Source organism: Amycolatopsis sulphurea (assembly GCF_002564045.1).
GTDB classification, from domain to species: Bacteria; Actinomycetota; Actinomycetes; order Mycobacteriales; family Pseudonocardiaceae; genus Amycolatopsis; species Amycolatopsis sulphurea.
The window spans coordinates 187,130-199,588 of the sequence record NZ_PDJK01000001.1; the positions used below are offsets into that span (position 1 = coordinate 187,130).

At 70.6% G+C, this 12,459-nt stretch carries 8 protein-coding genes; 7 read left to right on the forward strand and 1 reads right to left on the reverse strand.

Going from position 1 to position 12,459, the window contains the following annotated elements:
• The first annotated feature begins 9 nt into the window (after nt 1-9).
• From ATK36_RS00940 to ATK36_RS00970, 7 genes are all read left to right on the forward strand, one after another.
• A complete protein-coding gene (locus ATK36_RS00940; protein WP_098509403.1) occupies nt 10-4,467 on the forward strand; it encodes a hypothetical protein in 4,458 nt (1,485 codons plus the stop codon).
• A gap of 168 nt (nt 4,468-4,635) precedes the next feature.
• The gene (locus ATK36_RS00945; protein ID WP_098509404.1) at nt 4,636-5,811 is read left to right on the forward strand and encodes a winged helix DNA-binding domain-containing protein; all 1,176 of its coding nucleotides are present in this window, start codon (nt 4,636-4,638) and stop codon (nt 5,809-5,811) included.
• Nucleotides 5,812-6,995: 1,184 nt separating this feature from the next.
• Nucleotides 6,996-7,997, forward strand: coding sequence for a type I glyceraldehyde-3-phosphate dehydrogenase (gene gap / locus ATK36_RS00950; RefSeq protein ID WP_098509405.1), 1,002 nt, complete (start codon nt 6,996-6,998; stop codon nt 7,995-7,997).
• Between the two features lie 4 nt (nt 7,998-8,001).
• Nucleotides 8,002-9,216, forward strand: coding sequence for a phosphoglycerate kinase (locus ATK36_RS00955; protein WP_098509406.1), 1,215 nt, complete (start codon nt 8,002-8,004; stop codon nt 9,214-9,216).
• Nucleotides 9,216-10,001 (forward strand): triose-phosphate isomerase, encoded by a 786-nt coding sequence (gene tpiA / locus ATK36_RS00960; RefSeq protein ID WP_098509407.1) that lies wholly within the window; start codon nt 9,216-9,218, stop codon nt 9,999-10,001. Before ATK36_RS00955 ends, tpiA begins: the two co-directional genes overlap by 1 nt.
• A 133-nt stretch (nt 10,002-10,134) precedes the next feature.
• The gene (gene secG / locus ATK36_RS00965) at nt 10,135-10,365 is read left to right on the forward strand and encodes a preprotein translocase subunit SecG (protein ID WP_098509408.1); all 231 of its coding nucleotides are present in this window, start codon (nt 10,135-10,137) and stop codon (nt 10,363-10,365) included.
• Nucleotides 10,366-10,439: 74 nt separating this feature from the next.
• On the forward strand, nt 10,440-10,784 hold the full coding sequence (locus tag ATK36_RS00970; protein ID WP_098509409.1) for an RNA polymerase-binding protein RbpA: 345 nt from the start codon (nt 10,440-10,442) through the stop codon (nt 10,782-10,784).
• 259 nt (nt 10,785-11,043) lie between these two features.
• Here the strand turns inward: ATK36_RS00970 and ATK36_RS00975 are convergent, their stop codons facing one another.
• Nucleotides 11,044-12,303 carry a sensor histidine kinase gene (locus ATK36_RS00975; protein WP_170069533.1) on the reverse strand — a complete coding sequence of 420 codons (1,260 nt, stop codon included), beginning with the start codon at nt 12,301-12,303 and terminating at the stop codon, nt 11,044-11,046.
• Nucleotides 12,304-12,459 lie beyond the last annotated feature (156 nt).

Below are 12,459 nucleotides of genomic sequence, written 5' to 3' on the forward strand. Positions count from 1 at the left end.
CTGAAGAGGATGTACGAGCTTTCGCGGGTCCGCCTGCACTCTGTCGGGCCTGCGGGCGCCCGCTATCAGGACGTGGTGCTGGACTTCAGCGGGGTCGGCGCCACGATCACCGCGCCGCAGCAGGATGCGCTGTTCTCCGCCGGCGTGCACACCGGCGGTGCGGTGCGTCGTCCGTCGCCGGCGAGCGTGCTGTTCCTGGAGAACGGTGGCGGCAAGTCGGTACTGATCAAGTTGATCTTCTCGGTGATGCTGCCCGGCCGCCGCCAGGTGGTGGGCACCACGAGCACGAAGGTGCTGGAGAAGTTCGTGGCGGCCAAGGACGTCGCGCACGTGGTGCTGGAGTGGCTGCACGTGGAGACCGGGGCACGGGTGATCACCGGCAAGGTCTCCGAATGGCGCGGGCATGTCACCTCGGCGGACGCGGAGAACCTCGTCGACTCCTGGTACTGCTTCCGCCCGACCGCCGAGCTGGGCCTGGAAACGCTGCCGCTGACCGAGGAGGGCCGGCTGCTCACGGTGTCCGGGTTCCACGACCGGATCGCCGGTGCCGCGATGGCCGAGCCGGAGCTGGAACTGTTCTGGACGCGCCGCCGGCACGAATGGACCGGACGGCTCGACCAGCTCGGGCTCGACACCGAGCTGTTCCGCTACCAGCGTGCGATGAACGCCGGTGAAGGCGAGGCCGCGGACGCCTTCGCGTTCTCGACCGACGAAGCGTTCGTCGAGTTCTTGCTGCGCGCGGTGGTGTCCGAAGACGAGCCGAAAGACCTCGCCGAGGTCGTGTCGACGTACAAGAACAACCTCGCGCAGCGCGGCGATCTGATCGCGGAGAAGGAGTTCGTCGAGGGCGCGCTGGAGCTGCTCGGACCGCTGTCCGAAGAGGAGGGAGTGGCGGCCGCCTCCCGCCGGATCGCCGAGTCCGCGCGCGCCGACCTGGCCGAGCTGTCCGGCCGGATCCACGCGCGGGACGAGGTGGAGAACGCGCGCCTGTCCGGCTTGGCGGAGCACGTCGAAGAGGTGAAGACCGCGGAGAAGCTCGCCGAGGGCGATCACCGGCGGCTCACCGCGGGCGTCACCGAGCTGCGTCGCCTCGTCGGGGTGCTGCGGCTGGAGGAAGCCCAGATCGAGCGTGAGCGCGTGGACGGCGAGCTGGCCGAGGCGAAGACGCAGGCGGAAGCGTGGCGCGAGACCGCGACGGTGCTGAACCGGCTCAACGCCGCGCGCAAGGCGAAGGATCTCCGTCAGCTCGTCGGCAACCGCGAGGAGAAGGCGAAGCCGGCACTCGCCGCCCGGGATGCTGCGGCGACTGCGCTCGCGCGCGGTCTCTTCGGGTTGGCGCGCGACGCGCAGCGGCAAGGCGACAAGGCGGAGGCGCACGCGGACGCGTTGCGCGCCGAAGCGGAGAAGGCGCAAGCCGAACGGGACGAAGCGGCGAACCTGTCCGCCGGCCGGCGCGCGGAAGCGCGTGGCCTGTCCGCGCGGATTGCGGAGCTGCGTGAGGAAATCTCCACCTCTGTACGCAGCGGGCTGTTGACTGCGGGTGCAGATGTCGCCGAAGCGTCGCGGTCCGCGCGTACGGAGGCGGAGACCGCGGCTGCCGAGTCTGTGCGGCGGGAGCAGGAACTCGATCGGGTCGGCGAGGATGTGCAGGCGGCGCAACGGTCGGTGAACGAGGCGCATCAGCTCGCCGGGTCCACTCAGGACCGTCTGGCCCGCGCGGCCGAGGATCTGAAGCGGGCGCACCGCCGTACCGACGCGCTCGCCGCCGAACCACGGCTGATGGAGCTGCTCGGCGCGGACGATGTGCACCTGGAGAGTGACCTTCCGGTGCTGCTGCAGCGGTTGCGCGACGCGAGCGTGGCGGTGGAGAAGGAGCAGACCGCGCTGCGGATGGAGGAGTCCACGGACGAGCGAGCGCTGGCCGCGCTCGGTTCGGGCGGACTGTTGCCGCCGCCGGAGGACGTGCAGGCCGCGCTGGATGCGCTGGAACAGGCGGGGATCACCGCGTGGTCCGGGTGGCGGTATCTGTCCAAACTGGACTCGGTGCGGCGGGACGAGGTGCTGGCGCGGATGCCGCAGCTGGTCGCCGGAGTGCTGCTGAACGACAGCGCGCAGATCCCGCGGGCGCGTGAAGTCCTGTCGGCGGGGCGGTTGCTGCCCAGTGCGGTGATCGCTGTCGGGACCACGGAGGCGTTCCAGCCGGCGGATCTGCCCGCTGCGGCAGGTGTCGAGTTCCTCGTGCCGCCGAACCCGGCGATGTACGACGAAGAAGCCGCGGACACCGAGCGCGAAGCCGTTGCACAGCGCCATGCCGAGCGGCAACGTCGGCTTGAACAGCTGTCCGAAGCATTGTCCGGAGACGGCGCGCTCAGGTGGAAGCTCACTACGTGGCGCGAGGATTACCCGGCGGGCGCGATCGCGACGCTCGCGGAGCAGGCTGAGAGCGCCCGCGCGGCGCGCGAGACTGCACAGACGGCGCTCGCGCAGGCCGAAGCGGAGTTCACGCGGCTGAGCGACAAGGCGGCTTCGTTGCGGGAGAAGGTGCCCGCGTTGCGCACAATCTCCGCCGAAGCCGAGGAGAAGGCGCGCAAGCTCGGAGAGCTGGCGACGCGAGCCGCGCGCGTCGCGGAGTGGACCGAAGAGGTCGAGCGGGCTACTGAGGTCGCGGAGCGCGCTGAGACGACTGCTTCGGAAGCGGCGACGCGCGCGGCGCGTTTGCGCGAACAGGCGGGGGAGGAGCAGCGTACGGCGGATGGTCACCGTCGCACTGCTACGACGGCGCGTGCCGAGCTGGCCGAAGTACCCGGCGCCGCAGAGCTGTCCGAAGACGCTGACACGCCAACCGAACCCGTCGATGCGCTGCGACGCACCTTCGCGGCTGCGTCGGAGGCGTACGCGAAGGTAGAGGTCGGCAGTGACCTGCGCGCGGAACTGGAGCAGGCGGAGTCCGCCGATGCGGCCGCGTCGTCCGCGTTGGAGGCGTTGGACGAGCAGGTGCGACAGCGTGCCGCGGAGCTGCTGGAGACACCGGACGGCTCGGACGCTTCCGCGCGGGCGGCCGCGCTGGCTCGCGCCCGGCGTGTGGTCGACGCTCTGGAGGATGAACGCACCGAGGTGATCGGCCAGGTGTCCACGCGTCGGGCCGAGCTGGATGCGTTGCCGTTGAATGCGAACGCCGCGGGTTCCGCGGAGCGGCCGCGCGACATCGAGCACGGCCTGGAGCTGATCGACGCCGCTTCGCTGGAAGTGTCCGCTGCCGCCCGGCAGTGGGAGGAGCTTCAGGAACGCCGCGCGGCAGCTGAAGGGACGCTCGACTCGGCGAAGGCTTCAGCGTCCGGCTTCGGGTTGCTCGCCGAGTCGTTGGCACACCTGCGACCTGACGAGCCCGCCGCGGCGTACGAGGGCGACGTGGAAGCTGCTCGTGCGAAGCACACCCGGCTCAACGCCGTGTTGAACGAAGCACAAGCCGCCGCCGACGCGGGGGACAAGCGCGTACGGTCGGCCGCCGACCAGCTTGCGCAGTACGCGACCGAGAAGCGGTTTGAAAAGCTGAGTACGCCGGTACGGCAGCAGGTCGTCTCCGTGAAGCGGGATCAGCTGCCCGCGCATGCCGCCGAGTGGGCAGAGGCACTGCGACCGCGGCTGCGTACGCTCACCGACGACCTCGCACAGATCGACCGGCACCGTAGCGGCATCATCACTCGGCTGCAGGGCATGGTCGAAGGCGCGTTGCGTACGCTGCGTTCGGCGCAACGCGTGTCCCGGCTGCCGGACGGCCTCGGTGACTGGTCCGGTCAGGAGTTCCTGCGCATCCGCTTCACCGAACTCGAAGACCACGCTCTGGCCGAGAAGCTGGGCGAGGTCGTCGACGAAGCGGCCGCGGGCAAGACCGCCGACGGCCGTGACGTGAAGCGCGACGGGCTGTCGCTCGTGCTTCGCGGCGTGATGGTGGCCGCTCCCAAGGGATTCCGCGTCGACATGCTCAAGCCGGACTCGGTGCTGCGTACGGAACGACAGCGCGTGTCCGAGATCCGCGACGTGTTCTCGGGCGGCCAGCAGCTGACCGCGGCGATCATCCTGTACTGCACGCTGGCCGCGCTTCGCGCGAACAACCGCGGCAAGGCCCGCAACCGGCATTCCGGGGTGCTGTTCCTGGACAACCCGATCGGCCGCGCGTCCGCGGGTTATCTACTGGAGCTGCAGCGCGCTGTCGCCGAGGCGCTCGGCGTACAGCTGATCTACACCACCGGCCTGTTCGACGCCGGCGCTCTCGCCGAGTTCCCGCTGATCGTCCGCCTGCGCAACGACGCAGACCTTCGCGCCGGGAAGAAGTACCTGTCGGTCGACGCGACCATCCGCACGTCTCTCGACGACCTCGGCGACCCCGACGGCGTCGCGCGCCTTTCGGCGACCCGCATGTTCAGCCGCACCGAGCCGATGCCGACCGACGCGGAACCCGCCTCCTGACCCAGCCGGCGGAAAAGCTGTGAAGGGGCCCTTCACGGACTCTGAGTCCGTGAAGGGACCCTTCACAGCCCTTGGCCCGGCACTCCGGGGAGGGGTAACGGGGGCGGGTTCGGGGTCGGTGGTTTGGTCGGGCGGTTTTTGTCGGACCCTGCTGGTAAGAACCGAGGGGTGAAGATCTCCCTCGCTCAGCGCCGGGCTCGGCTCGGTGCGCGCCACTTTCTCGCGGCGCCGGCGGCCACCGTCGAGGAGGCCGCCGGCGGTGTCGTCGCGCTGCATGCCACTGACCCGGCGTCGGTGTACCTGTCCGCGTGGGCGCGGGTACGCGGGTTGTCGGTGGCCGATGTCGAGCGTGCGCTGTACGAGGACCGCACTCTGCTGCGGCTGCTCGGGATGCGGCGGACGATGTTCGTGACGTCGGTCGACACGGGTGCTTGTGTGCAGGCGGGGTGCGCCACGGACATCGCGGCCCGGCAGCGGCGGCTCCTCGAACAGCACCTCGGCACCCAGGGGCATCCGGAGAACGTCGCGGATCCGCCGCGGTGGCTGGCCGAGGTCGAGGACAGCGTCGAGAAAGCCTTGCGCGCCAGGGAGATCGCCACTGCGCAGCAGCTGGTGGAGGACGAGCCGCGCCTGCGTCAGCAGCTGCACATGGCCGAGGGCAAGCCGTACGCGTCGATCGGGAACGTCACCAGCCGGGTGCTGTTCCAGCTGGCCGTCGACGGACGGATCGTGCGCGGCCGCCCTCGGGGGACGTGGCTGAGCACCCAATACCACTGGTCGCCCGCGGCCGACTGGCTGCCCGCGGGCTGGCCGGACGTGTCGCCGGAGGATGCGCGGGCTGAGCTGGCCCGCCGCTGGCTGCACGCGTTCGGCCCGGCGCCGATCGCCGACCTGCGCTGGTGGACGGGCTGGACCGCGGCGCAGACGAAGCGTGTGCTGTCCGCGGTATCCCCAGCCGAGGTGGACCTGGACGGAACCCCCGCCGTGGCCCTCGCCGACGACCTGGCCCCGGTCGCGGAACCGGACCCGTGGGTGGCCCTGCTGCCCGCACTGGACCCGACCGCGATGGGCTGGTCCGTCCGCGACTGGTACCTGGGCCCGCACCGCCCGGCCCTGTTCGACCGCAGCGGCAACATTGGCCCCACGATCTGGAGCGACGGCCGGGTGGTCGGCGCCTGGGCCCAGCGCCCGTCGGGGGAGATCGCGACCAGGCTGCTGGAGGACGTCGGCACGGAGAAGACCACCGCCGTGGCGACGGAAGCGGCCCGGCTGGCGGACTGGCTGGGCGAGGCCCGGGTGGTGCCGAAGTTCCGCACCCCGGTGGAGAAGGAGCTGGCGGGATGACCGGGGTGACTTCCACAGGTTCGCTGGCCCAGGCGGAACAGCCCGCTTCCTGCCCCCGGCGTCCGGAGGCGGAAAGTCCGTGAAGGGCCCCTTCACGGACTCAGTCAAGGGTCCCGGCAAAGTCGGTGTGGAGGGCCCTGCTCAGGTGCGGAGGGCTGTGAAGGGCCCCTTCACGGACTCTGAGTCCGTGAGGGGCACCTTCACGGACCCGAAACCGGTCGGGCAGCCACGGCTCCCTCTGCTGATCACGGGCCCTCGACCGACTTTGCCGGGACCCTGGACTCGGAGTCTGTGAAGGACCCCTTCACAGCCTTGGCCTTGCCGGGGGGACAGGACCGCCCGGCAGGGTGAGGTGCGATCGGCGCAGCCAGGGCGTGATGAGCGGGCGGAGTGCTGCGAGGGGCTGGGTCGGCGTGGTGGGTGGGCGCCATTCCGCGCGCGAGTGGCGCCGAGCCGCCCCGCCGCAGCTCGACACACGAGCCGCCGCACCGAGCCGCTCCACCACCATGGGAATGTCCCACTCCCTCCAGGGACCTGCGGATGCACTCGAGTGACCCCCCGTGACAAATGTCCGGCGCGGGCTTCCCCAGAAGCCCCGCGCGATCCGCCGCCCGCGATCCGCCGCCCGCGATCCGCCGCCCGCGATCCGCCGCCCGCGATCCGCCGCCCGCGATCCGCCGCCCGCGATCCGCCGCCCGCGATCCGCCGCCCGCGATCCGCCGCCCGCGATCCGCCGCCCGCGATCCGCCGCCCGCGATCCGCCGCCCGCGATCCGCCGCCCGCGATCCGCCGTTGTCGTGGCAACCGGTCCGGGGTCACGACCCTCGGCCGTCCCCGGGCAAGGTGCCCCCTGGACGGGTCAACCGGCGCGGACGAGGCGCGGCCCGGGCGCGGAAAAGCCGGGTGAATCCGGGCACCAAGACCGATCAAGCCGGTGGTCCGCCCCGTGCCCCCGATTTTCGGGTGAACGCGGCTGAGCTGGGTTCTTAATCGATTCTTGACGTGTTCGCGCAGTGGTGGAAGTCTCGTCGGGGCAGTCCGGGGCGACGAGGCCCGCGCGCTAGGGTTGCGCCGAAACCCGCGGTGTTCCGGGGCCGGTGCCCCGCGACTTCGCCGCGCTTCACGAACAGCAGTGATCGCGGCTGCGAGACCAGCAGTGATCAAGACCCAAAGGAGTGGCAGCAGTGACCGTTCGCGTAGGTGTCAACGGCTTCGGCCGGATCGGCCGCAACTTCTTCCGCGCCGTGCAGGCGAGCGGTCACGACATCGAGGTCGTCGCGTTCAACGACCTCGGCGACGTCGCCACCATGGCCCACCTGCTCAAGTACGACTCGATCCTCGGCCGTTTCCCGGGTGAGGTCAGCGTCAGCGACGAGGGCATCGTCGTGGACGGCAAGACCATCAAGGCCCTCGCCGAGCGCGACCCGGCCAACCTGCCGTGGGGCGAGCTGGGCGTGGACGTGGTCGTCGAGTCGACCGGCTTCTTCACCAACGCCGACGCGGCCAAGGCGCACATCGCCGGCGGCGCCAAGAAGGTCGTCATCTCCGCGCCCGCCAAGGGCGAGGATCTCACCGTGGTGCTCGGCGTCAACGACGACAAGTACGACGGCTCGCAGGTGATCATCTCCAACGCCTCCTGCACCACCAACTGCCTCGGCCCGCTGGCCAAGGTCCTCAACGACGCCTTCGGCATCGAGCAGGGCCTGATGACCACGATCCACGCCTACACCCAGGACCAGAACCTGCAGGACGGCCCGCACAAGGACCTGCGCCGCGCCCGCGCCGCCGCGCTGAACGTGGTGCCCGCTTCCACCGGCGCCGCGAAGGCGATCGGCCTGGTGCTGCCGGAGCTGCTGGGCAAGCTGGACGGCTACGCGCTGCGCGTCCCGGTGCCGACCGGCTCGGCCACCGACCTCACGGTGACCCTGAAGAAGGCCGCCACCCTCGAGGAGATCAACGCCGCCTACCAGGCCGCCGCCGAGGGCCCGCTGGCCGGGATCCTGCGCTACAGCACCGACCCGATCGTGTCCGCCGACATCGTCACCGACCCGGCGTCCTGCATCTACGACGCACCGCTGACCAAGGTGATCGGCAACCAGGTCAAGGTGGTCGGCTGGTACGACAACGAGTGGGGCTACTCCAACCGCCTCGCGGACCTGATCAAGCTCATCGGCTCGAAGCTCTGACCCGATGACCGTCAAGAACCTCGACGATCTGCTGAGCGAGGGCGTCCGGGACCGCTACGTGCTGGTGCGCAGCGACCTGAACGTCCCGCTCGAAGGAGACCGGATCACCGACGACGGCCGGGTCCGCGCCGCGCTGCCGACGATCGAGCAGCTCGCCGAGGCGGGCGCGAAGGTCGTCGTCACCGCGCACCTGGGCCGCCCGAAGGGCGAGCCGGACCCGGCCTTCACCCTCGCTCCGGTCGCGAAGCGGCTTTCCGAGCTGCTCGGTGCCGAGGTCGCCCTCGCGGGCGACCTGGTCGGCGATTCGGCCGAGGCGTGCACCGGCGCGCTGGCCGCGGGCGGCGTCGTGCTGCTGGAGAACGTGCGGTTCGACGCGCGGGAGACCAGCAAGGACGCGGCCGGCCGCGCCGAGCTGGCCGCCGAGCTGGCCGCGCTCGTCCCGGGCGGGGCCTTCGTGTCCGACGGCTTCGGCGTGGTGCACCGCAAGCAGGCCTCGGTCTACGAGATCGCGTCGGTGCTGCCGGCGTACGCGGGCGGGCTCGTGCTGGCCGAGCTGGACGTGCTCAAGAAGCTGACCGACGACCTCAAGCGGCCGTACGCGGTCGTGCTCGGCGGGGCGAAGGTGTCCGACAAGCTCGGCGTCATCGCGAACCTGCTGACCAAGGTCGACCGGCTGCTGATCGGCGGCGGCATGGCCTACACCTTCCTCAAGGCCCAGGGCCACGAGGTCGGCCGGTCGCTGCTGCAGGCCGACCAGCTCGACCAGGTCCGTGGCTTCCTCGCCGAGGCGGAGAAACGCGGGGTCGAACTGGTGCTGCCGGTCGACGTGCTGGCCGCGACCGAGTTCGCCGCGGACGCGCCGTACGAGGTCGTCGACGCGACCGCGATCCCGGCCGATCGGCAGGGTCTCGACATCGGCCCGCGCTCCCGCGAGCTGTTCGCGGGCAAGCTGGCCGACGCGGCGACCGTCTTCTGGAACGGCCCGATGGGCGTGTTCGAGTTCGAGGCGTTCGCCGGCGGCACCCGCGCGGTGGCCGAGGCACTCGTGGCCGCCGACGCGTTCACGGTGGTCGGCGGCGGTGACTCGGCGGCCGCGGTGCGGCAGCTGGGCCTGCCCGAGGACGGCTTCTCGCACATCTCCACCGGCGGCGGCGCCTCGCTGGAGTACCTGGAAGGCAAGGAACTGCCCGGCGTCGTCGCCTTGGAGGGGAAGAACTAGTGGCACGCAAGCCCTTGGTGGCCGGCAACTGGAAGATGAACCTCAACCACCTCGAGGCCATCGCACTGGTGCAGAAGATCGCCTTCGCGCTGCCGGAGAAGTACTACGCGAAGGTGGACGTGGCCGTGCTGCCGCCGTTCACCGACATCCGCAGCGTGCAGACGCTCGTGGACGGCGACAAGCTGTCCATGAGCTACGGCGCGCAGGACCTCTCGCCGCACGACTCCGGTGCCTACACCGGCGACGTGTCCGGGCTGATGCTGGCGAAGCTGGGCTGCAGCTTCGTCACCGTCGGTCACTCGGAGCGGCGGGCGATCCACGACGAGACCGACGAGCTGGTCAACAAGAAGGTCCGGGCCGCGCTCAAACACGGCATCACGCCGATCCTGTGCGTGGGTGAGGAGCTGGCGGTCCGCGAGGCGGGCGAGCACCTCGCGCACACCACCGCACAGCTGATCGAGGGCCTCAAGGGGCTCAAGGCCGAGCAGGTCGCGACCGTGGTGGTGGCCTACGAGCCGGTGTGGGCGATCGGCACCGGCAAGGTGGCCACCCCGGCCGACGCCGAGGAATGCTGCAAGGCCCTGCGGGCGGCACTGGCCGAGAAGTACGGCGACGAGGTCGCCACCGCGGTCCGGGTGCTCTACGGCGGCTCGGTCAAGTCCGGCAACGTCGCCGAGCTGGTCGCGGCGGAGAACATCGACGGTGCCCTGGTAGGCGGTGCGAGCCTGGACGGTGAGGAGTTCACCAAGCTCTGCGCGCTGGCCGCGGGTGGCCCGCTGCCCTGATCGAGGCCACTACCGGGTAGCCTGTGTATCCGGTCCGTCACTAGAGCAGTGGGCGAGTCCGGGGGTACGGTGGCAACCGCCGGGCGGTTTCAGGGCCGTACCCCTGCATTCTCCGACAAGCACAGAGGATGAGATGAAGCTGTTCCTGCAAATCCTGTTGATCGTCTCCAGCGTGCTGCTGGTGGTGGCCGTGCTGCTGCATCGCGGCCGGGGCGGCGGGTTGTCCTCGCTGTTCGGCGGTGGCATGCAGTCCAGCCTGGCGGGTTCGAGCGTGGCCGAGAAGAACCTCGACCGGATCACGCTGCTGCTCGTCGCGATCTGGGTGATCAGCATCGTGGGGATCGGCCTGCTGCTCAAGGTCTGACCGCCCCGGACAGGGGCCAGTTGATCGGCGTGCCTATAGGGGGGCGCGCCGCCGATTTCAACGTGTGAGGATTCATGGTTGGCGGTAACGCGATTCGCGGCACCCGCGTGGGTGCCGGTCCTTCGGGCGAATCGGAACGGGGTGAGTCGGCGCCGCGGCGCCGGGTGTCCTATTGGTGTGCCCATGGGCACGAAGCCCGTCCGTCGTTCTCGATGGACGCGGAGGTCCCGGAGGAATGGGACTGCCCGCGTTGCGGCCTGCCCGGCGGGCAGAACGAGCAGAGCCCACCCGCCGCTCCGCGCACCGAGCCGTACAAGACGCACCTGGCCTACGTGAAGGAGCGTCGCAGCGATGCCGATGGCGAGGCCATTCTCGCCGAGGCACTGGAGCGGCTCCGCCAGCGTCGCGAACTGATCTGAGGTCTCACCGCAGTCCGCGGAACCACCGCCCCGGCCGCCACGGGTCCGGGCCGGTGGTTTTTCGCGTTACGGCCCGTCAAGCATGGGGTGCGATGGGGCACTTTCGGTGTCCTGCAGGGCAAATTCGGCTCCGGCGCGCGGATCTGCCGCCGAGGCCGTCGCGCGAGGGGCGGGTCACGCTGATGGCCTACCGGGGCCCGGCTCGTCGCCTACCCGGTGTATCGGGCAGGCGCGGGTACGGCCTGGCTTCATAGCGGGGTCACGGCGCCGCGGTACTCGGTGGCGTGACCGCGGCCAGTTCCAGTGGATACCGCGCACGGACCCGGAAACCGCCGTTCTCCGTGCCGGAGGTCTCGAAGCTGCCGCCCAGCAGCCGGGCTCGTTCGGCGAGCCCGGTCAGTCCGTGCCCGCCGGAGGGCAGGCGTTCGCCGCTGCGGCAGGCGCGTTCGTTCTCCACCTCGATGTCCAGCGCGCCGCTGCCCGCCTGGATGCGGATGGTCGCGGTCGCGCCGGGGGCGTGCTTGTGCACATTGGTCAGGCATTCCTGCACGGTGCGATACGCGGCCGCGGAGACCTGGCTCGGCAGGGTGTCCGGTAGCTGCTCCACGGTCAGCTGCACCGGCACCTCCGCGGTGCGGATCAAGTGGTCCAGCTCGCCGATGCCGTGGCGCGGGCCGTCTTCCTCGGCGCCCGAGCGCAACACGCTCACCAGGGAACGCAATTCCTCCAGCGTCCGCCGGGACAGCCCGCGGATCACCTGGGCGGTCTCCAGCGCCGGGCCTTCCTTCGCCTGTGCCTGCAGGGCTCCCGCCTGCATCGCGATCAGCGTGATCTGGTGCGAGACCACGTCGTGCATTTCGCGGGCCAGCCGGGCGCGTTCCTCGGCGCGGATGGCGTCCGCGTACAGCCGCCGTTCCCGGTCGCGGCTTTTCGCCAGCTCGGCCAGCTTCGCGGCGATCTCCTGCCGTGCCCCGAGCAGCAGGGCGAGCGCGACCGGCATGCCCGCCACGAGGACGCCGTAGATCCCGTCCAGGATGTGCTCGCGCCAGGTCAGCTGCGCGAACTCGCTGAACGGCCAGCTGACGAACCGGCAGGTGAACACCAGCGCCGCGCCCACCCAGGTCTGCCAGGCCAGCTGCCGCCGCGCGGCCACCATGCCGAGCGTGAACATCGACGCCAGTTGCGCCCAGCCGGCGAAGAACCCGGGCACCGCCATGAGCAGCGCCAGGAACGGGAACCGTCGGCGCAGCAGGACCGCGAGACAGGAGATGCCGGATAGGTAGAACGAATAGGACTGGGCTCGCTGCGGGACGACGAGCCACACGTCGAGCACGACCAGCGCCAGTACCGCGGCTTCGAGGAAGGCGGTCGTCGTGGCCGGACGGCGCAGCATCGTGAGCGCACGTCGGCGCAGCGCGGTGACCAGCGCGAACCGGCCGTACCATCGTTCCCCGCGGGCGGCTCCCGCTCCGGAGCTGCCCATCGAGATGCCTGGAATCGAGAGTCCCTCTGTACTCATCTCGGCGACCCCATTCGTCTTGTGGACTTGGTCATGAGAGGCGCCGTCCACCCGATCGGGACGCGCGGCGGGGAACAAATGTGCGGATGCTAACGAGGAGATGTGTAGTGCCGGTGAATTTCACCCACTGTGGCCCTTCTCGTCTGTTAATCTCGC